Annotated in this window: 15 protein-coding genes; 10 read left to right on the plus strand and 5 right to left on the minus strand. The window is 60.3% G+C overall.

The window, feature by feature from the left end; all coding sequences use genetic code 11:
- Positions 1 to 48: 48 nt before the first annotated feature.
- Entirely contained in the window at positions 49 to 3,690 is a 3,642-nt protein-coding gene (locus RCH09_RS06075; RefSeq protein WP_326940154.1) for a hydantoinase B/oxoprolinase family protein, read from the minus strand.
- Positions 3,691 to 3,719: 29 nt separating this feature from the next.
- Here RCH09_RS06075 and RCH09_RS06080 point away from each other — a divergent pair, with 29 nt between their 5' ends.
- The 7 genes from RCH09_RS06080 (at position 3,720) to RCH09_RS06110 (ending at position 9,621) form a co-directional block, all read left to right on the plus strand.
- A complete protein-coding gene (locus RCH09_RS06080) occupies positions 3,720 to 4,052 on the plus strand; it encodes a hypothetical protein (protein WP_326940155.1) in 333 nt (110 codons plus the stop codon).
- Between the two features lie 120 nt (positions 4,053 to 4,172).
- Positions 4,173 to 5,393, plus strand: coding sequence for an ABC transporter substrate-binding protein (locus tag RCH09_RS06085; RefSeq protein WP_326940156.1), 1,221 nt, complete (start codon positions 4,173 to 4,175; stop codon positions 5,391 to 5,393).
- A gap of 99 nt (positions 5,394 to 5,492) precedes the next feature.
- Positions 5,493 to 6,356, plus strand: coding sequence for a branched-chain amino acid ABC transporter permease (locus RCH09_RS06090; RefSeq protein WP_326940157.1), 864 nt, complete (start codon positions 5,493 to 5,495; stop codon positions 6,354 to 6,356).
- A gap of 73 nt (positions 6,357 to 6,429) precedes the next feature.
- Entirely contained in the window at positions 6,430 to 7,434 is a 1,005-nt protein-coding gene (locus RCH09_RS06095; protein ID WP_326940158.1) for a branched-chain amino acid ABC transporter permease, read from the plus strand.
- Positions 7,431 to 8,144, plus strand: a complete 714-nt coding sequence (locus tag RCH09_RS06100) for an ABC transporter ATP-binding protein (protein ID WP_326940159.1) — start codon at positions 7,431 to 7,433, stop codon at positions 8,142 to 8,144. Before RCH09_RS06095 ends, RCH09_RS06100 begins: the two co-directional genes overlap by 4 nt.
- Positions 8,144 to 8,848, plus strand: a complete 705-nt coding sequence (locus RCH09_RS06105) for an ABC transporter ATP-binding protein (RefSeq protein ID WP_326940160.1) — start codon at positions 8,144 to 8,146, stop codon at positions 8,846 to 8,848. Before RCH09_RS06100 ends, RCH09_RS06105 begins: the two co-directional genes overlap by 1 nt.
- The gene (locus RCH09_RS06110) at positions 8,848 to 9,621 is read left to right on the plus strand and encodes a putative hydro-lyase (RefSeq protein WP_326940161.1); all 774 of its coding nucleotides are present in this window, start codon (positions 8,848 to 8,850) and stop codon (positions 9,619 to 9,621) included. The genes RCH09_RS06105 and RCH09_RS06110 overlap by 1 nt, the downstream gene beginning before the upstream one ends.
- Positions 9,622 to 9,731: 110 nt before the next feature.
- On the opposite strand, the gene dbpA is transcribed toward RCH09_RS06110, so the two are convergent.
- The 3 genes from dbpA to RCH09_RS06125 are packed head-to-tail and all read right to left on the minus strand — an operon-like array spanning position 9,732 to position 13,843.
- The gene (gene dbpA, locus RCH09_RS06115) at positions 9,732 to 11,120 is read right to left on the minus strand and encodes an ATP-dependent RNA helicase DbpA (protein WP_326940162.1); all 1,389 of its coding nucleotides are present in this window, start codon (positions 11,118 to 11,120) and stop codon (positions 9,732 to 9,734) included.
- On the minus strand, positions 11,121 to 11,588 hold the full coding sequence (locus RCH09_RS06120; RefSeq protein WP_326940163.1) for a cyanophycin metabolism-associated DUF1854 family protein: 468 nt from the start codon (positions 11,586 to 11,588) through the stop codon (positions 11,121 to 11,123). It lies immediately after the preceding gene.
- The gene (locus RCH09_RS06125) at positions 11,585 to 13,843 is read right to left on the minus strand and encodes a cyanophycin metabolism-associated ABC transporter (RefSeq protein WP_326940164.1); all 2,259 of its coding nucleotides are present in this window, start codon (positions 13,841 to 13,843) and stop codon (positions 11,585 to 11,587) included. Before RCH09_RS06125 ends, RCH09_RS06120 begins: the two co-directional genes overlap by 4 nt.
- A gap of 357 nt (positions 13,844 to 14,200) precedes the next feature.
- Here RCH09_RS06125 and RCH09_RS06130 point away from each other — a divergent pair, with 357 nt between their 5' ends.
- Together RCH09_RS06130 and cphA are read left to right on the plus strand one after the other, a co-directional pair.
- Positions 14,201 to 16,372 carry a cyanophycin synthetase gene (locus RCH09_RS06130; protein ID WP_442785009.1) on the plus strand — a complete coding sequence of 724 codons (2,172 nt, stop codon included), beginning with the start codon at positions 14,201 to 14,203 and terminating at the stop codon, positions 16,370 to 16,372.
- Between the two features lie 47 nt (positions 16,373 to 16,419).
- Entirely contained in the window at positions 16,420 to 18,990 is a 2,571-nt protein-coding gene (gene cphA / locus RCH09_RS06135; RefSeq protein ID WP_326940166.1) for a cyanophycin synthetase, read from the plus strand.
- A gap of 61 nt (positions 18,991 to 19,051) precedes the next feature.
- Here the strand turns inward: cphA and RCH09_RS06140 are convergent, their stop codons facing one another.
- Positions 19,052 to 20,188, minus strand: a complete 1,137-nt coding sequence (locus RCH09_RS06140; protein WP_326940167.1) for a class I SAM-dependent methyltransferase — start codon at positions 20,186 to 20,188, stop codon at positions 19,052 to 19,054.
- A gap of 147 nt (positions 20,189 to 20,335) precedes the next feature.
- Here RCH09_RS06140 and RCH09_RS06145 point away from each other — a divergent pair, with 147 nt between their 5' ends.
- Positions 20,336 to 21,520, plus strand: coding sequence for an NAD(P)H-dependent flavin oxidoreductase (locus tag RCH09_RS06145; protein ID WP_442785010.1), 1,185 nt, complete (start codon positions 20,336 to 20,338; stop codon positions 21,518 to 21,520).
- The last annotated feature ends 10 nt before the right edge of the window (positions 21,521 to 21,530 follow it).

Genomic DNA, 21,530 nt, shown 5'->3' on the forward strand with positions numbered 1-21,530 from the left:
CGCAATCCCGGTTCGACTTGAGATTGCGCGCCTGCGTGTCACGTCAGGTCATTGCTGCTCTGACGCTTTTCCGTAGCCGCCGCCGCCGGGCGTTTCGATCACAAAGACATCACCGGCCTGCATCTCGGTACTTGCCACGAACCCCAGTTCTTCACGACTGCCATCGGCACGAATGACATAGTTCTTGCCGCATTCCCCGGGCTCGCCGCCAGCGCAGCCGAATGGCGGCACGATGCGGTTGTTGGACAGGATCGATGCACTCATCGGCTCTAGGAAGCGCACCTTGCGCACACCACCATTGCCGCCATGCCACCGGCCCGCACCGCCCGAATGCGGCCGGATTTCGTAACTTTCCAACCTGACCGGATAGCGCCATTCGAGAATTTCCGGATCCGTCAGCCGCGAATTGGTCATGTGCGTCTGCACCACATCCGTACCGTTGAAGCCATTGCCGGCGCCGGAACCGCCCGCGATGGTTTCGTAGTACTGATGCTCCTTGTTGCCGAAGGTGAAGTTGTTCATGGTGCCGGGCGCCGATGCCAGCACCCCCAGTGCACCGTACAGGGCATTGGTGATGCAGCTCGAGGTCTCGACATTGCCGGAAACCACCGCCGCCGGATAGCGCGGGTTCAACATGGAACCCTCGGGAATGGTGACCGTCAGCGGCTTGAGGCAACCGGCATTGAGCGGGATCTCATCGTCGGTCAGCGTGCGGAACACATACAGCACGGCCGCCATGCAGATCGCGCTTGGCGCATTGAAATTGTTGTTCAGTTGCGGCGAGGTGCCGGTGAAGTCGATTTCTGCGCTGCGGGCCGACTGGTCAATCCGGATCGCCACCTTGATGACTGCGCCGTTGTCGAGCCGATACGTGTAACTCGAATCCTTCAGGGTCGTCAGGACCCGGCGAATGGCTTCTTCGGCATTGTCCTGCACATGTCCCATGTAGGCCCGGACCACATCCAGCCCGAAGTGGTCAACCATCTTCAGCAATTCATCGACGCCTTTCTGGTTGGCGGCGACTTGCGCCTGCAAATCGGCAAGATTTTGCGGAATGTTCCGCGCTGGATAGCGCCCCGACGACAGCAGAGCGATGGTTTCCGCTTCGAGAAACCGGCCGCCGCGCACCAGCTGGAAATTATTGATCAGCACGCCTTCCTCTTCCACCACGGTGCTGTCGGCAGGCATCGAGCCAGGGGTGATGCCGCCAATGTCGGCGTGGTGCCCGCGCGAGCCAACATAGAACAGGATGTTCTCGCCGGCGCGGTCAAACGCAGGCGTGATCACCGTGATGTCCGGCAAATGGGTGCCGCCATGATAAGGATCGTTGAGCATGAACACATCGCCCTGGCGCATCTTGCCGGCATTCTCGCGCATGATGGTCTTGATGCTTTCGCCCATTGAACCGAGATGCACGGGAATATGCGGCGCGTTGGCAATCAGGTTGCCGTCTGCATCGAACAGGGCGCAGGAAAAGTCGAGCCGCTCCTTGATATTCACCGAAAAGGCGGTGTTTTGCAGTCGCAATCCCATTTGCTCGGCGATGCTCATGAACAGGTTGTTGAAGACCTCGAGCATCACCGGATCGGCTGTCGTCCCCACGGCCCTGCGCTGTTTTCTGGCCTCCACCCGATTCATGACGAGATGATTGAGCGCAGTGACTTCGGCGACCCAACCCGGCTCGACGATATTCGTCGCATTTTTTTCTGCGATGATGGCCGGGCCACGAATCCGGTCGCCCGGGCGCATGTCGTCGCGCTGGTACAGCTCGGTTTCATGCCACTCGCCACCGGAGAACAACCGCACCAGCTCGGTGGGGCGCAGCGGCCCTGCGCGGGTCGACAGCAGCTCGTTGACTTCATCGCGGTCGAGCGACTTGCCAATCACCTCTACCGAAATGGCTTCGACGACCAAGGGCTTGTCGGACATCAGGAACGAATAGCGTTTTTTGTAGGACTGCTCGAATTGGGCGGTCATGCTGGCAATGCTGCCGAACGGCACCACGATGACCGAATCGGTCCCGTCGTAGCGCAGATGCACCCGTTCCAGCGTCTCGATCTGGGACGCCTGCACACCCTGCGCCAGCAAGTCGACCCGGCCTTCTTCGGCCAGCAGCCGCAGTTGCGCCGCCACGGTCGCCAGTGCACTCTCCGGCAGGGGGATCTCCAGGGCCTTCTCGCGCATCGCGGTTTGGTCCGCGAGACCCATTCCATAGGCCGACAGCACGCCGGCGAAAGGATGGGCAAACACGCGCGTCATGCCAAGGGCGTCTGCCACCAGGCAGGCGTGTTGGCCGCCAGCGCCGCCGAATGTGCTGAGCGTGTATTCGGTCACATCGTGGCCGCGCTGGACCGAGATGAATTTGATGGCATTGGCCATGTTTCCGACGGCGATTTCAATGAAGCCCTCGGCGACTTCTTCCGGCGTGCGCCGAATGCCGGTGGCACGGTAAATATCTTCCGCCATGGCGGAGAACTTTGCGGCAACGGCATCGCGATCCAGTGCGGCATCGGCATTGGGTCCGAATACGGCAGGGAAATAGCCCGGCTGGATCTTGCCCATCATGACGTTGCAGTCCGTAACCGCCAGCGGGCCGCCGCGCCGATAGCTGGCCGGGCCCGGGTTGGCGCCGGCGCTATCGGGACCGACACGATAGCGGGCGCCGTCGAAATGCAGGATCGAGCCGCCGCCGGCGGCAACGGTGTGAATGCTCATCATGGGCGCGCGCATGCGCACGCCGGCCACCTGGGTTTCGAATTCGCGTTCGAATTCGCCGGCGTAATGCGATACGTCGGTCGACGTGCCGCCCATGTCGAAGCCGATGATCTTGTCGAAGCCAGCCGTTTTCGCAGTGCCGACCATGCCGACGATGCCGCCGGCCGGGCCCGACAGAATCGAATCCTTGCCCTGAAAGCGGTGTGCATCGGTCAGGCCGCCATTGCTTTGCATGAACAGCAGGCGCACTCCGTTCATCTGGTCGGCGACCTGATTCACATAGCGTCGCAGAATGGGTGACAGATAGGCATCGACCACGGTGGTGTCACCGCGTGAAACCAGTTTCATCAGGGGGCTGACCAGATGCGACACCGAAATCTGGGTAAAGCCAACCTCGGCCGCGATCCGCGCAAGTGCAGTCTCGTGTTGCGTGAAGCGGTATCCATGCATCAGGACGATCGCCACGGCGCGCAGGCCCCTGGCATGCAGGTCGCGCAGGTCGCGCAACGCGGCAGCCTCGTCGAGCTCGGTCACAACGGCGCCGTGGGCGTCAATGCGCTCATCGACTTCGACCACCTGTTCATACAGTAGCTCGGGAAGAATGATGTGGCGGTCAAACAGGCGCGGCCGGTTTTGATAGGCGATGCGCAAGGCATCGCGGAAGCCGCGGGTGATCAGGAGTGCGGTTGGATCGCCTTTGCGTTCGAGCAGCGCATTGGTCGCAACGGTCGTCCCCATTTTTACGGCTTCGACCAGTTGTGGCGAAATTACCTCATCGCTGTGCAGGTTCAGCAGTCGCTTGATGCCGGCAACTGCAGCATCGGAATATTGTTCCGGATTTTCGGAGAGAAGTTTGTGCGTGAGCAATTTGCCGTCCGGTTTCCTCGCGACGATATCGGTAAACGTGCCGCCGCGATCGATCCAGAATTGCCATCGTTTGTCGAAAGTGCCGGCCGTGGTGAGATGCTGTTCCATAACGTGATCGTCCCTCCTGAAGGATTGAGATGAGCTGCAAGAATATTTTTAATATTGTAGTTGTCTTGATGAAAAATAGTAATATAATTTATCAACAATTTATCGGTAAAACGCCAGGCAGTAATCTTTGTGCGCGGCCGCCGGCAAATTTTTTATCACTGAATCACCGGAAAAAGATACCGTATCAAAGATATCTACGTTCCGGTTTTGCGCCGAAACATGCGTTGTTCGGAGACCGCAGGAATCGGGAAGAGAGAGTGCGCGGCGTGTGCGACATGGTCAGCAGAGCCATGCACATGCCGTCAAGCGCCACCCGGATAGCAATGCGTCCTGTTTGTGCTGGATTGCAAAAAAAGCAGTAGCAAATTTCTCCCCTATAGCTGGACCATGGCGGGATTGTTTTAGTTGGCACTAAAAAAAAGGAGCGTCTCACTATGCGAATCAAAAGTATGTTCAGGCATCTTGCGCAGGCAGGAGCGGCAATGGCAATCAGCGTTTCGGCCCATGCGCAACAGGAAGTAAAAATCGGCGTCATTTACCCGCTCACGGGTGCCGCGGCATCGTCCGGTGCGGAAATGAAAAATGCGCTCGAGCTCGCCGCCGACATCATCAATAACGGTGCGAAATCGGTGCCGAACCTGCCCTTTTCTGCGGGTGGCGGATTGCCAAACCTGAAGGGTGCAAAGATCAAGCTGGTCTTCGCCGACCACCAGGGCAATCCACAGGTGGGCGCGACCGAAACGGAGCGGCTGATTACGCAGGAAAAGGTCGTTGCCATTGTCGGCGCCTATTTCAGCAACGTCACGGCCACCGCCAGCCAGGTGGCGGAGCGCTACAAGATCCCGTTCGTCAATCCGGAATCCTCCTCGGCGTCGCTGACGCAGCGTAACTTCAAGTGGTTCTTCCGCACGACCGCGCACGACGACCTGTTCGTCCACAATTTCTTCGATTTCTTCAGGGATCTGGAAGCGAAGAAGGGCATCAAGGTCAAGCAACTGGCTTCGTTCAACGAAAACACGCTGTGGGGCAATGAAACCACCAAGCTGGAAACGAAACTGGCGGAAGAGAAGGGCTATGCGCTGACCAAATCGATTTCGTATCCGGCCAAGAGCACGCAGTTGACCTCCGAAGTGCAATTGCTCAAGGCTGCCGCGCCGCAGGTGGTGATGCAGTCGTCATATCTTGGTGACGCCATCATGGCCATGAAGACCTACAAGGAGCTGGGGTTTTCGCCGGACATGATTTTGGCCAATAACGCCGGCTTTACCGACACCGAGTTCATTCGCACGCTCGGCAAGGACGCCGACTATGTCATCACGCGCGATGTGTGGTCGCTGGATCTGGCAAAAAACAATCCGCTGATCAAGCAGGTCAATGACTTGTATTTTGAGCGTAACAAGGCAAATTTCACCGGCAATTCGTCGCGCACCTTTACCGGTCTGATGACGCTGGCAGATGCGATCAATCGTGCCGGATCCACCGAACCTGAGGCAATTCGCAAGGCACTTACGGAAACCAACATCCCCGGTAACAAGATCATCATGCCGTGGAAGGGGATCAAGTTCGACGAGAAGGGCCAGAACGTTTACGGCTCCGGAATCCTGGTGCAAATCATCGACGGGAAATACAACACGGTGTGGCCGTTTGACCTGGCAACCCGCGACGTCGTATGGCCGATGCCCAAGTGGGATCAACGCAAGTAACGGTCTTTTCTGGAAGTGGTGTCGCCTGTTTTTCGTTTGACAGGCGCACCCGTGATCGCTGCCGCCTGTTCGTCAACACGAAGTATTGAAGAGGAATATATGTCTGAAATTCTGATACAGACGCTGGTTTCCGGCTTGCTCATCGGGCTGATTTACGCGCTCGTCGCAATCGGCTTGACGATGATTTTCGGCGTGATGGATATCATCAATTTTTCTCACGGCGAGTTCCTGATGTTCGGCATGTATTCCAGCTTCTGGATGTACTCCCTCTACGCTCTCGACCCGTTGTTCACGCTGCCGTTGACGGCACTGTTCCTGTTTGCCCTGGGCGTCATCATTTATAAGCTCGTCATCAGCAAGATCACCAGCGCCCCCATGGTGTCGCAGATATTCACGACCTTCGGCCTGATGTTGCTGTTCCGTGGCCTCGCCCAGTTTTTCTGGAAGCCCGACTTTCGCACCATTGAGCGGTCACTGTCGAGCGGCAGTTTTTCCATTGCCGGAATCCAGATCGGCACGCCGCAGATTACCGCTGGTGTCGGCGCAATCCTCGTCACCGCCGGCGTCTATTTTTTCATCACCAGAACCCGGCTGGGTGCCGCGCTGGAAGCCACTGCTGCGGACAAGGAGGCAGCGCGTCTGATGGGCATCGATTCGCAAAAAATGTTTGCACTTGCATGGGGAATCGGCGCCGCCTGCGCCGGAGTTGCCGGTGGCCTGTTGTCGACGTTCTTTCCCATCTTTCCCGATGTCGGCGCCAACTTCATTCTGATTGCCTTTGTCGTCGTCAACCTTGGCGGTTTCGGCAGCATCGTTGGCGCGCTGGTGGCCGGGATTCTGGTCGGCGTGATCGAAGTCATGGGCGGATTTCTGCTCGGGCCGCAATACAAGCTGGCGATTGTGCTGGTGCTGTTCCTGGCGGTATTGATGTTCCGTCCTCAAGGCCTGATGGGCAAAGCCTGAAACCCCAACGCTCGAAGAAAGAACTGTCATGAGAAATAATGCCGTTGTCTCGCAGCCCGTTGAGTCCCAAGCGATGCTTCCCGTCCGGAATCCGAATCTGGCTTACGCGCTGCTGCTGGTGCTGTTGATCGTTGCCGGATTCGTGCCGGTGTTCATCCTGAATCCATCCCATCAAAATATTGCGATCCTGATCCTGATGGCCGCCCAGATGGGCGTGGCCTGGAATATTGTCGGCGGCTATGCCGGTCAGATATCGCTTGGTCAAGCCGCATTTTATGGAATTGGCGCGTACACCTCGACGTTGCTGTTTGCCCATACCGGCCTCAATCCCTGGCTTGCCATGCTGGCCGGCGGCGTGGTCGCAGCGCTCGTGAGCGTCGTCATCGGCTGGTCGTGCTTTCGACTGAAGGGCCATTATTTTGCAATGGCGACCATCGCTGTTGCCGAGATCATTCAAATCGTCTTTACGAATTGGGAATTCGCCGGCGCAGCAGTGGGCCTGACCCTCCCGATAGACAAGCAGGGCTGGGCAGTGTTCGTCTTCGATTCAAAGGTCCCGTACTACTACATCGCACTGGGTTTGTTGCTGGTGACACTGCTGGCCAATTTCATCATCGAGCGAAGCTATTACGGCTACTACTTTCGAGCGATCAAGGACGAACCGGATGCCGCACGAAGTCTTGGTGTCAATTTGCGCAAATACAAATTGATTGCGTTTGCCGTCAGCAGTTTTTTCACCGCCCTCGGTGGCAGCTTCTACGCACAGAAGGAGCTGTACATCGATCCCGCTTCGGTCCTGGGCACCGGCCTGTCGATCAAGATGGCCCTGGTCTCGATCCTGGGTGGCATTGGCACCCTGTTCGGGCCGGTGCTGGGCGCCGGGATTCTGACGCTGATTGACGAGGGCACCCGCGCACTGTTTGGCGGCTCGGGGCGCGGCACCGATTTGATCATCTATGCGGCGCTGATCATTGCCGTCGCTGTCTATTATCCGAACGGTGTGCTGGGCTGGTTCAACAACCTGATGGCGCGTCGCCGGGCGGTGAGCCTGCAGGCCGCACGAGGGGAACACCAATGACTTTGCTTAACGTAAAAGGCGTCACCAAGAAATTCGGCGGCATCACCGCCAACCACGATGTGTCGTTCGCATTGGGTGCCGGGCAGATCGTGGGGTTGATCGGGCCGAACGGCGCGGGCAAGACGACCATGTTCAATTGCATTGCCGGGTATTTCCCACCCACGTCCGGTGAGATCTACCTGAACGACGTGAAGATCTCGGGGTTGTCGCCCGAGCAGTGCGCGCGCGCCGGGATTGCCCGGACGTTTCAGGTCGCGCGCACGTTTACCAGCATGACGGCGCAGGAAAACGTCATGGTCGGCGCGTTCCTGGTCGACAAGAATGTGGCTGCCGCCCGCAAGATCGCAAACGGATTGCTCGACTTTGTCAATCTCGGCAAATTCAGGGACAAGCCGGCGGCCAGCATGACCATCAGCGAACAGCGCCGTCTGGCGGTTGCGCGCGCACTTGCGGTCAGCCCGAAGCTGCTGCTGATGGACGAAGTGATGGCGGGCTTGAATCCCACCGAAGTCAAGGAGACCGTCGAAGTGGTGCTGAAAATTCGTGATCGCGGCATTTCCTGCCTGATAGTCGAGCACGTCCTTGAAGGCATCATGCCCATTGCGAACGCCATCGTCGTGCTGGATTACGGCAAGAAAATCGCCGATGGAACGCCGCAGCAAGTGTCGAACGACCCGCAAGTGATCGCCGCCTACCTGGGAGAAGAATGATGTTGCAAGTTCGGAGTCTGCGGGTCAGTTATGACAAGGTGCTGGCCATTTCAAAGGTGGACATCAATGTCGGAGTCGGCAAGCTCGTTGCGCTGGTCGGCGGCAACGGCAATGGCAAATCAACGACGCTGCGTGCGATTGCCGGATTGAACGCGGCGGACGAAGGAAAGATCATCTTTAACAATACGGAGATCCAGGATACGCCGGCGCACCTGCGGGTGCCGTTGGGGTTGTCGCTGGTGCCGGAGGGACGGCGGATTTTTGCCCGCCTGACCGTTGAGCGCAATCTTGAGCTGGGCGCCTACACGCGCAGTGACAGCCATGAGATCGCCGAATCGCTCGACACCATGTACGGCTTGTTTCCGATCCTCAAGGAACGCCGTCATCAACTGGCGGGCACCATGAGCGGCGGCGAGCAACAAATGCTGGCCATCGGCCGTGGCTTGATGGCCAAGCCGAAACTGCTGTTGCTGGACGAGCCGTCATGGGGCATCGCACCGAAATTCGTCACCAAGGTGCTGGATACGATCCAGCTGGTCAATTCCAGGGGCGTGTCGGTCTTGCTGGTCGAACAAAGTCTGCACAAGGCGTTGGCCATTGCCGATTACGGTTATGTGATCCAGACCGGTCGCATCGTGATGGAGGGGACCGGCAAGGACCTGCTGAACAATGATGAGATCAAGAAGGCGTACCTGGGACTATGATGACAGACACCCTTTCCCTGTCGCCGCACGGCATTCGATTGTTGTGCCGCAATGGCAAGTGGGATGGCGCAACCGCCGGACTGGCCAGAGGCATCGTGCAGGCGAACTTGATGATCGTGCCGGCGGAATTTGCTTTTGACTTCCTGCTGTTCTGCCAGCGCAATCCCAAGGCCTGTCCATTGATCGAGGTCCTCGAACCCGGACAGTTCTCGCCACGCTGCGCCGCCAATGCCGATTTACGTTCGGACCTGCCCGGATACCGCGTCTATCGATCCGGTGAGCCGGCGAGCGAGGAAACCGATATCGTCGGTCTCTGGCAGGACGATTTCGTCAGTTTTCTGATTGGTTGCAGCTTCTCGTTCGAGAGCGCGTTGATGGACGCCGGCATCCCGCTGCGGCACGTCACCCAACAACGCAATGTCGCAATGTACAAGACGAGCATTGCCTGTACGCCGGCGGGCAGATTCTCCGGGAACATGGTCGTCAGCATGCGGCCGATCCGCAGCCGCGATGTGGCCCGGGCCGTCGAAATTTCGGCGCGGTTCCCGCAGGTGCATGGCGCGCCGCTGCATATCGGGCATCCGGAGGCGATCGGCATCGAGGACTTGAATCTGCCAGATTATGGCGATGCCGTGCGCATTGAGGATGACGAAGTGCCGGTGTTCTGGGCCTGTGGCGTGACGCCGCAATACATCGCCTGTCATAGCCGGATACCGCTCTGTATCACCCATGCACCGGGAAAAATGTTCGTGACCGATGAATTGGTGCGGTGAAGGACCGCAACGTCTGACAAACGCGCTGCCGCAAGCGACTGCGCTGCCCCACCAGGTCATCGGTTCGACCTGGTGGGGCAGTACGAGGCGCGGTGTTCAGTCGGCAGGCGTCAGATAAAGCGCATCTTGAAGTTGCGCCCCTTGATATTGCCGTTGCTCAGTTGGGCGAAGGCCTTGTCGGCGATGCGACGGTCAAGCGCCACATAGGTAAAAAATTCAAAGACGTTGATTTTCCCGACCTGCTCCTTGCTCAGGCCGGCGTCGCCGGTCAATGCGCCGAGCAAGTCTCCGGGACGCAATTTGTCTTTCTTTCCGCCCATGATGCAAAGGGTCACCATCGGCGCCTCCAATGGTCGGCCCTCAGCCGGCACCAGCGTGTCCAGATCGAACCAGCTGACCGGGCCATGCTGATATTCCTCGATCAGCTTGACCCATTTCTTTTCGTTTGGCGCGCACAGGCTCAACGCCAATCCGCGTGCGCCGCCGCGACCGGTACGACCGACCCGATGGATGTGGACCTCGGTGTCTTTCGAGACATCGACATTGATCACCGCACCCAGGCTCTGGATATCCAGCCCGCGTGCGGCGACGTCGGTCGCCACCAGCACGGAACAGCTGCCATTGGCGAACAACACCAGGATTTCGTCCCGTTCGCGTTGTTCAAGTTCTCCGTACAGCGCCATCGCACTGAATCCCTGGGCGCGTAGCTCATCGGCCAGTTCGCGGCAGTGGACCTTGGTATTGCAAAACGCCAGTGTCGACACCGGCCGGTAATGATTCAGCAATTGCGCGACGGCGGCATTGCGCTGTTCGTAACCGACTTCATAGAAGCGCTGTTCGATGCGGCTGTCGTCATGCTGCGCTTCCACCGTGATTTCGGTCGGATCGCGCAGAAACGGTGCACTGGATTTCCGGATGTCGTCGGGATAGGTCGCCGAGAACAGCAGGGTCTGGCGGCGGGTCGGGCAGGCCGAGACGATGCCGGCGATCTCTTCATAGAACCCCATGTCGACCATTCGGTCGGCTTCATCCAGCACCAGCGTTTGCACCGTCGACAGGTCGATGCTGTTGCGACCGATATGGTCACGCAATCGTCCCGGCGTGCCGACGATGATGTGCGCACCATGTTCCAGCGAGGCGATTTGCGGGCGCATCGGCGCACCGCCGCAGAGGGTCAGGATCTTGGTGTTGTCGGCAAAGCGGGCCAGGCGACGCAGTTCGTTGGCGACCTGGTCGGCCAGTTCGCGCGTGGGGCAAATCACTAGTGCCTGAATCGCAAACCAGGTGGGATTGAGGCGTTGCAGAATGCCGATGCCGAATGCTGCGGTCTTGCCGCTGCCGGTCTTGGCTTGCGCAATCAGATCGCGACGATCAAGAATCACCGGCAGGCTTTGTGCCTGAATTGGCGTCATCGCATGGTAGCCAAGCGACTCCAGGTTGGCGAGCAGCGAGGGTGACAGCGGCAAGCTGGCGAATGACGTGTCTGTGGTGTTGGGCATTTACAGGAACCGATCCAGAATTTTTCGTGAGACTTGATCCAGCGCCATGGTGTCGCGAATCAGAAAGTGAATGCCGTGACTGTCGGAAATCAACAGGGACGCGCTGCCGATGCGGCGAATGTCTTCCTCGCCGCGCAGGACGAAGCGGGTTGGGCCGCGATCGGTGTCGACCTCCCAGGTGCAGGGGGTGGCATAGCTGGTCACGTCGCGGATGGCGCTGATCTCGGGCATGAATTCGCGGCCTTCGAGTTCGGTTTCGATCAGTGTGCGAACCGGCGTCGGCAGGTCCTCCAGCCGGTCGATCCATGCGACTTCACGCCCATCCTGGCTGACCATCGCGATGCCGTCATCGGGCGCCTGGATCGGAAAGGCCCGCACCGGCGAAACGTTCTCATGCGCGACACCTGCGTCGGTGGTCAAGGTGAGCTTGCCGAAGGTGTCGCGCTGCAGGCTGAATTGCGTCGTCATGCTGTCTCTCCCGCATCGATATTGCGCGCTTGTGCCTCATACAGTCGGAAATAGGCGCCTTCGCTTGCCATCAGATCGTCGTGTGTACCGACCTCGACGATTTCGCCGCGATCCAGCACCACCAGGCGATCGGCCCGGTGCAGCGTTGACAGGCGATGGGCAATGGCAATCGTGGTGCGTCCGGCAACCAGATTGTCGAGCGCCTTTTGAATTTCCTTTTCGGTTTCCGAATCGACCGACGAGGTCGCCTCGTCCAGAATCAGAATGCGCGGATCGATCAGCAGGGCACGCGCAATCGAAATGCGCTGGCGCTCGCCGCCGGACAATCCCTGGCCGCGTTCGCCCACCATCGAATCGTAGCCCTGCGGCAGGCGCAGGATGAATTCATGCGCGTGCGCGGCACGTGCCGCAGCAATGATGTCGGCCCGGCTGGCGCCCGGTTTGCCATAGGCGATGTTGTCGCTGATGGTGCCAAAGAAAAGGAACGGCTCCTGCAGCACCAGTCCGATATTGCGCCGATAGTCGGCGATGGCGTACGAACGGATATCCACGCCATCGACCAGGATCGCGCCTTCGGTGACGTCGTAGAAGCGGCAGATCAGATTGACCAGCGTGCTTTTTCCCGAACCGCTGTGTCCGACCAGTCCGATCATTTCGCCCGGCTTGATGATCAGGTTGATGCCGCGATTGACGGAGCGATTGCCGTAGCGGAAACCGACGTCGCGCAATTCGATGCGGCCCTCGACGTGGCCAACCGCGACCGGTTGCGCTGGTTCCGGAACGCTGGAAACGTGATCCAGAATGTCGAAAATTCGCTTGGCGGCGGAGGCCGATTTCTGGGTTACCGAGACGATCCGGCTCATGGAATCCAGCCGCCCGTAAAAGCGGCTGATGTAGGCAATGAACGCGGTCAGCACACCGACCGTGATTTCGCCGCGCGAGACCTGCCAGATCCCGAAGGCCCAGACCACCAGCAAGCCCATTTCGGTCAGCAACGACACCGTCGGTGAAAACAGCGACCAGATTTTATTCAAGCGGTCGTTCACCGCCAGATTGTGTTTGTTGGCATCGCGAAAGCGGCTCGACTCGCGCTGCTCCTGCGCGAAGGCCTTGACCACGCGGATGCCGGGGATGGTGTCGGCCAGCACATTGGTGACTTCGGACCAGACCCGGTCGATCTTTTCAAAGCCGGTGCGCAGCCGATCGCGCACCACATGGATCATCCACGCAATGAACGGCAGCGGCAGCAGGGTCACCAGCGCCAGCCAAGGATTGATCGAAAACAGGATGCCGGCGGTCATGATGATCATCAGCACGTCGGTGGCAAAATCGAGCAGATGCAGCGACAGGAACACACAGATCCGGTCGCTCTCGCTGCCGATGCGCGACATCAGATCGCCAGTGCGCTTGCCGCCGAAGTATTCCAGCGACAGGCGCAGCAAATGGTCATAGGTCGAGGTGCGCAAATCCGCGCCAATGCGCTCGGAAACCAGCGCCAGCACATACGTCTTGGCCCAGCTCAGCGCCCATGCAACCAGTGCCGACCCAAGCAGGCCGACGAGGTAGACCACCACCAGCTTCTGGTCGATCTGCTTGCCGTTTTGATACGGAATCAGCACGTTGTCCATCAGTGGAATCGTCAGATACGGGGGAATCATGTGCGCCGCGGTGCCCAGCAGCGTGAGAATAAAACCCAGCAGCAGCTGGCCGCGATACGGTCGCGCGAAACGCCACAGGCGCAGCAAGGTCCATGTCGATGGCGGCGTGTGAATCACCTTGGTGCAGATCGGGCAGACATCCTGGTCCGGGTCCAGCGGCGCCTTGCAGCTCGGGCAGACGGTCTGGTCATCATTGACGACGTCGACGCCATTGACATGGCTGTCGAGTTGCGCCGAAAACTGGTCGATCAGGCGGATCGCCAGCAGGTTTTGCCCGAGCGTGAAGCGCCAGCTGGCCAGGCGGCCGGTCTCGTCGGCGATGTCAAGATGCCCGACACCGGCGTGGTCATGGTGTTTCAGCGCCAGTCCTTCGCGGAACTGCCAGTCGCGCCACAGCGTTTCGCCCGGCGCGCGCGCCAGGATGCGACGATCAGTGACCACCACCAGTCCCTTGGCAAAGCGCAGGCGCGCATCCAGATCCAGCTCGACCGCCGTTATGACAACTTCACCGACCTGCAACTGCGAACTGGTTTCGGCGCGCCAGTCTGCGGGGATTTCCTGATGGGGATGGGCGATGGGCGAATCGGCGATGATCATCGTGCAGCAAACTCCGGTATGAAAATCCAGCCCAATCTGGCTGGTCAGTTGAATTGCGGGTGAAAAATATTCACTGTCGATCTATTCCATAAAGCAATAAAAAGACGGGGCCAAACAGTTCCTGCGGGTCACGGCAGCGCAGTTTTGCGGTATTCTGTCTAGGGAAATAATCTGAAGGAAACTTGACCAGACAGATGGAAGGCAATGCGGAACGCAGTATACCGCAACACATTCCAGACGCCCACGCCGGATGCCCCAGGCGCTGCGCAAAACTGAGCGAAACCCTTTGCGAACCGACCTGCACATCGCTTGCGATGCGGCTCCGCAGTAACCTGGCAAGCTGAACTTAGAGAAATGATGAAGAAGAAAGATATCGAAATCCTCCGTGTAACCCATTTGCACGGACCTAATATCTGGACGTACCGGCCCTGCATCGAAGCCTGGGTTGACATTGGCGCTCTGGAAGATTTCCCCTCTGACTTGATTCCCGGCCTGTATGAGCGGCTGACCGCGTTGCTGCCGAGCCTGATCGAACATCGTTGCGGCGTCGGCGAGCGCGGTGGTTTTTTGCAGCGCCTGCGCGAGGGCACCTACGCTGCCCATATCCTGGAGCATGTCACCCTCGAATTGCAAAACCTGGCGGGCATGCGCACCGGCTTCGGCAAGGCCCGCGAAACCAGCGTGCGTGGCGTCTACAAGGTGGCCTTCCGCACGCGCGAGGAGCAGGTCGGCCGCGCCGCGCTGGCGGCGGCACGCGATCTGTTGATGGCCTTGATCGAAGAACGCTTTTTTGATTTGCCCGCCACACTGGTGACGCTGCGCGACCTGGTGGATCGACGCTGTCTCGGCCCGAGCACGGCGCATATCGTCGATGCGGCGACCGTGCGGCAGATTCCGGCAATTCGTCTTACGGACGGCAACCTGGTACAGCTTGGCTTTGGCGCGCACCAGCGCCGCATCTGGACCGCAGAAACCGACCAGACCGGCGCGGTTGCAGAAAGCATTTCACGCGACAAGGATCTCACCAAGTCGCTGCTCAGCGCCTGTGGCGTGCCGGTGCCGGAAGGGCGCATGGTCACCAATGCCGAAGAGGCATGGGACGCGGCAGAAGACATTGGCGTGCCGGTGGCGGTCAAGCCGTACGATGGTAATCATGGGCGTGGCGTGTCGCTCGACTTGAGCAGCAAGGCCGAAATCGTCGCCGCTTATCACCTGGCCCATCGCAAGGGCGGCGGCAGCGTCATCGTCGAACAGTTCGTGCCTGGTAACGAGCACCGGTTGCTGGTGGTGGGCGACCGGGTCGTCGCCGCAGCCGCCGGCGAAGCGGCCTGGGTGACCGGCGACGGAACCGCCAATATCATCGAGCTGGTGGACCAGCAGATCAACTCGGACCCGCGTCGTGGTCTCGGGGAAGAATTCCCGCTCAATACGGTATCGCCGCAAATCGCCGCCGAAATCATCCTCGAACTCGAACGCCAGGGTCTGACTGCCTACGACGTGCTGGAAGCCGGTCGCAAGGCGCTTATCCAGCGCAATGGCAATGTCGCATTTGATGTGACGGATAACGTCCATCCGGAGGTCGCCGCGATGGCCGTGCTGGCCACCCGCATCGTCGGCCTCGACGTCGCCGGGATCGATCTGGTGACACAGGATATTTCACGTCCGTTGTCGCAGCAGCGCGGTGCAATCATCGAAGTCAATGCCGGTCCCGGTTTGCTGTCGCACCTGAAACCGGCGAGCGGATCGCCGCGCGCGGTCGGCGCCGCGATCGTCGATCATCTCTTTGCGCCGCATGAAAGCGGACGACTGCCGATCATCGGGGTGGCCGGTTCACGCGGCACCACCCTGATCGCGCGGCTGGTGGCGTGGCTGATCCAGATCGACGGCAAGCACGTTGGCCTGGCATGTTCGGACGGACTGTATCTCGACAGCCGCCAGATCGCGCCAGCCAGGACGCCAGACTGGGAATCCGGTCAACGTCTGCTGATCAACCGCAGCGTCGAAGCCGCCGTTTTTGAAAATTCAGCGCACATGATCCTGAGCGAGGGCCTGGCCTACGACAAATGCGAAGTGGGTGTGGTGACCGATATCGACGGCCACACCGCGCTCGGTGAGTTTTACATCGACGCGCCGGATCAGATGTTCAGCGTGTTGCGCACCCAGGTCGACGTGATTTTACCGAGCGGCACCGCGATCCTGAATGCCGCCGAGCCGCAAGTTGTCGAAATGGCCAGCCTGTGCGACGGCAAAGTTATCTTCTACGGACTGGATGGACGCCTCGATCCGATTGTTTCTCATCGCGCAGTTGGCGATCGCGTCATCTTTTTACGAGATGGAAACGTTGTACTCGCCGAGGGTGCCGAAGAACTGACCTTGATGACGCTTTCGTCACTGAAAGCCAACAAGGCAGCGCAACCGGAAAGCATCCTCGCCGCAGTTGCCGCAGCATGGGCGCTGGGCGTGAGTCCGGATTTGCTGGCTGCCGGGCTGACGACCTTTGAACTTAATCCGCGTAAAACACATTACTGAAGTCGACACACCAGGTCGGCTCAACCATTGGACAGGACAGCTGCTTTATGGAAGTTTCAAGAATCCGGGCCTTACGTGGCCCGAATCTCTGGAGTCATCACACCGCAATCGAAGCGATCGTCGGATGCAGCGAGATGGAAGGTTCGATTGATAACCTGCCCGGATTCGAGGCCCGCCTGCGCGAGTTGTTTCCCTCCATCGGATCGTTGCAGCCAAGTGGTCAGCAGTCGGCCATTGTGCTGGCACATGTGCTGGAAGTCGCAGCGCTTGGCCTGCAGGCGCAGGCAGGTTGCCCGGTCACCTTCAGTCGCACCAACCAGACGCTCGAACCCGGCATTTTTCAGGTCGTCGTCGAATATTCCGAAGAGGCCGTAGGTCGCCTCGCGATGAAGCTGGCAGAAGAACTCTGCCAGGCCGCGCTGGGCGACACGCCGTTCGAGCTGGCTGACGCACTGCAGCAACTGCGCGACCTCGACGAAGACGTGCGCCTCGGACCCAGCACCGGTGCCATCGTGCAGGCCGCAGTGGCGCGCAATATTCCCTTTCGACGCCTGACCGATGGCAGCCTCGTGCTGTTCGGCTGGGGCAGTCGACAGCGACGCATACAGGCTGCCGAAATGGACACCACCAGCGCCATCGCCGAAGCGATTGCGCAGGACAAGGATCTGACCAAGAAACTCCTGAGCGCCGCCGGTGTGCCGGTGCCGCAGGGCCGCGAAGTCCACGATGTCGACGATGCCTGGGAAGCCGCTTGCGAAATCGGCTTGCCGGTGGTGGTCAAGCCGCTCGATGGCAATCAGGGCAAAGGCGTCACCGTCAATGTCACCAGTCGGGAACAGCTCGTCGCCGCGTATGCGTCGGCCGCCGAATTCCGCGATTCGATTCTGGTCGAGCGATTTTTGCCCGGCAATGACTTCCGGCTGCTGGTGGTGGGCGACAAACTGGTCGCCGCCGCCCGGCGAGATCCGCCGCAGGTAGTCGGCGATGGCAAGCATTCAGTGCGCCAGCTGGTCGATCAGGTCAACCTCGATCCGCGCCGCGGCGCCGGTCATGCGACCTCGCTGACGAAGATCCGCTTTGACGATATCGCGTTGTCGAGTCTTGCCAAGCAAGGTTACGACGCCGAGTCGATCCCGCCCAAGGGCCGCCGTGTGGTGTTGCGCAACAATGCCAACCTCTCTACCGGCGGTTCCGCTACCGACGTCACCGATGATGTCCATCCTGAAGTTGCGGCGCGGGCGATTTCCGCCGCGCGCATGGTCGGCCTCGACATCTGCGGCGTCGACATGGTCTGCGACAACGTCCTGAAACCGCTGGAAGAGCAGGGCGGTGGCGTGGTCGAAGTCAACGCCGCGCCGGGCCTGCGCATGCACCTGTCGCCGTCGTTTGGCAAGGGACGTGCCGTCGGCGAAGCCATCATTGCCGACATGTTCGGACGCGGTGATGACGGGCGTATTCCGATCGTCGCCGTCACCGGCACCAACGGCAAGACCACGACGGTGCGCCTGATTACCCATCTGCTGTCGCACAGCGGTTTGCGCGTCGGCATGACCAATACCGATGGCATCTACATTCGCGGCAAGCGCATCGATACCGGCGATTGCAGCGGTCCGCGCAGCGCCCGCAATGTGCTGCTGCATCCGGATGTCGATGCGGCGGTGTTCGAAATTGCCCGTGGCGGCGTGCTGCGCGAAGGGCTGGCGTTTGATCGTTGCCAGGTCGCCGTAGTCACCAACATCGGCACCGGCGACCATCTCGGCCTGAACTACATCACCACCGTCGAAGACCTGGCCGTGCTCAAGCGCGTGATCGTGCAAAACGTCGCCGACAGCGGCGTGGCGGTGCTCAATGCGAATGATCCGATTGTCGCGCGCATGGCCGATGATTGTCCCGGCTCGGTCACGTTCTTCGGCATCGACCGGCGCAATCCGGTGATGGCCAAGCACCGCGCGCAGGGACGGCGTGTGGTCTACGTCGAAGGCGACATGCTGGTTGCCGCCGAAGGCAAGTTCGAACACAAGATCGCGCTGGCAAGCATTCCGATCACACACGGCGGCACCATCAGTTTTCAGGTTGAAAACGTGATGGCCTCGGTCGCAGCTGCCTGGGCCGTCGATCTGAATTGGGGCACCATCGCCGCCGGCCTGAAAACCTTCGTCAACGACATCGACAATGCACCCGGCCGGTTCAACATGTTCCAGTTCCGCGGCGCCACGCTGATTGCTGACTACGGCCACAATCCGGATGCCATCCTGGCGCTGGTCAAGGCCATCGAAGCGATTCCGGCCAAGCGCCGTTCGGTGGTCATCAGCGGCGCCGGCGACCGACGCGATGAAGACATCCGTCAGCAAACCCGCATCCTCGGCAGCGCGTTCGACAACGTCCTGCTGTACCAGGACCAATGTCAGCGTGGTCGCGAGGATGGCGAAGTCGTCGCGTTGTTGCGCGAAGGACTGGTCGGGGCGACCCGCACCAGCCTGATCGATGACATTCGCGGTGAGTTTGTCGCCATCGATACCGCGCTTGAGCGCCTGCAACCGGGTGACCTGTGCCTGATCCTGGTGGATCAGGTGGAAGAGGCTTTGGCGCATATCGCCGTGCGCATCGCACAGGGATAGTCGGAAAATCCGTTGTCCTGAAGAGGCCCGTCGACAATCGCGCATTGTCGGCGGGCTTTTTCTATTGTGCCGCGAGCCGCCACAAGGACGTTACTTCTGCGGCCCGTGCGGCATGCAACGGATCGCTGGCATCGGCGGCGCGGGGATGGGTTGGGCGCACGTCGTTGCGGCCGAGCACCTTTAATCCGGCCGCCTCGATCCATGCCAGCAACTGGGCGCGCGGCCGCAGGCCAAGATGTTCCGCCAGGTCCGAGAGGATCAGCCAGCCTTCGCCGGCAGGCGTGAGGTGCGCCGCCAGGCCACTCAGAAAGCCGCGCAGCATCGCGCTGTCGGGGTCATACACGGCGTATTCGAGCGGCGAGCTGGGACGCGCTGGCAGCCACGGGGGATTGCAGACAATCAGCGGCGCACGTCCGTCCGGAAACAGGTTGGCCTCGACCACGCTGACTTGCCCGGCATAGCCAAGACGCGTCAGGTTCTCGTTGGCGCAGCGCAGTGCGCGCGTGTCCTGATCCGTGGCAATGACCTGCGCGACGCCCCGCCGTGCCAGCACCGCTGCCAGCACGCCGGTGCCGGTGCCGATGTCGAAGGCCAGCGTCCGGCCCGGCAGTGGCGTCGCTGCGACCAGCCCGACATACTCGCCGCGCACCGGCGCAAACACGCCGTAATGCGGATGGATGCGCGCCTCCAGCGCAGCGATCTCGACGCCTGTCTTGCGCCATTCGTGCGCACCGATCAGTCCCAGCAGTTCACGCAGCGAAGCGACATACGGCTCGTTCGCCGCACCATACGCCTCGGTGCAGGCAAGCTGTATGTCCGGCGCCCGGCGCAGCGGCAGGCTGTGGTCGGCATTGAACGGCAGCAGCAACATTGCCAGCGTACGCGCCCGTTGCGACTGGGCCTGACGATGCAGGTTGAAGGCTTCCGTGGGCGTCGTGGCGGCTTTGCGTTCCTTGCGGTCAATGCGTCGCGCCATCGCCTGCAGCAACTGCCGCGCATTCTGGAAATCGCCGCGCCACAGCATCGCCGTACCCTCGCAGGCCAGCCGCCAGGCCGCGTCGGCGGTGGTGCGGTCATCCGCGAGCACCACCCGCTTGGGTGGCGGCGTGCCACTCTCGGCGCGCCAGCGTGCGCTGTGCGGCTGGTCATGTTCAATCCAGTGGATCAGGGGAGTGGCGACGGCAACGGGCGAGGACATGGAAAAATCACGATCGGAAAGGAGACTGCAGGCAGCAAGTCGGCATTTTATGCCAGCGCGGGCATCGGGTGCCGATTGATCCACATCAAGTGGATTTTCTGGGCAATTTGCTACTTTGATGCGTCGCATCTACAAACAGGAATTTCCATCGTGTTGTCCAGTCCATTCAAACCGTTGCAGCTCAAAAACCGTGCCGTTCTGCCCATCGTTCAGGGCGGCATGGGGATCGGCATTTCGGCGCACCGGCTGGCCGGAACGGTCGCCAGCTTCGGCGCCGTCGGCACCATTTCCAGCGTTGACCTGCGCCGCCATCATGCCGATCTGATGGCGCAAACCAAGGGTTCGCGCGACAAGGAATTCATCAACGCCGTCAATCTGGTCGCGCTCGATCGCGAAATCAAGGCCGCCAAGGACATTGCCCAGGGCCGCGGCATGATTGCCGTGAATATCATGCGCGCCGTCGCCGACTACGCCGCGTATGTGCGCCAGGCCTGCGAAAGCGGCGCCGATGCGGTGGTGGTGGGCGCCGGCTTGCCGTTCGACCTGCCGGATTTGACGGCGGAATTTCCGGACGTGGCACTCATTCCGATCCTGTCCGACGCGCGCGGCATCAGCGTGATCCTGAAAAAATGGATGCGCAAGAATCGCCTGCCCGATGCCATCGTGATCGAAAACCCGCAGTTCGCTGCCGGCCATCTGGGGGCGACCAGCCTGGATCAGGTCAATGACCCGCATTTTGCGTTTGCCACGGTGCTGGAGGAAACCTTCGCCCTGTTTCGCGAGCTCGGCATTGAGCGCGAACGTATTCCGCTGATCGCCGCCGGCGGCGTGCACAGCCATCAGCAAATGTCCGAACTGCTGGCGCTGGGCGCGTCTGCAGTCCAGCTCGGCACCCCGTTCGCGGTCACCGAAGAAGGTGACGCCCACATCAATTTCAAGAAGGTCCTGGTCAACGCCCAAGCCGAGGATATTGTCACCTTCATGAGCGTGGCCGGGCTGCCGGCGCGGGCGGTGCGCACGCCGTGGCTGGCCAATTATCTCGACAAGGAAGCCAAGCTGCAGCGCCTGGCCAAGCCCAAGGCCTGCACGGTCGGCTTCGACTGTCTGCAGCATTGCGGACTGCGCGATGGCAATCCCAAGGCAGGTCAATTCTGCATCGATACCCAGCTGGGTTTCGCGATGCAGGGCGACGTCAAGCGCGGCCTGTTTTTCCGCGGATCGGAAAGCTTGCCCTTCGGCGGCGCGATCCGCCCGGTAAAGGAGTTGTTGATGTACCTGCTGACTGGCGTCCAGCCGGTGGTGCAGGCGCCTGTGCCGATGCCAACGGCTTAACCCTTAAAAA

The sequence above is a fragment of the Actimicrobium sp. GrIS 1.19 genome (assembly GCF_035984655.1).
Classification (GTDB): Bacteria; Pseudomonadota; Gammaproteobacteria; order Burkholderiales; family Burkholderiaceae_D; genus Actimicrobium.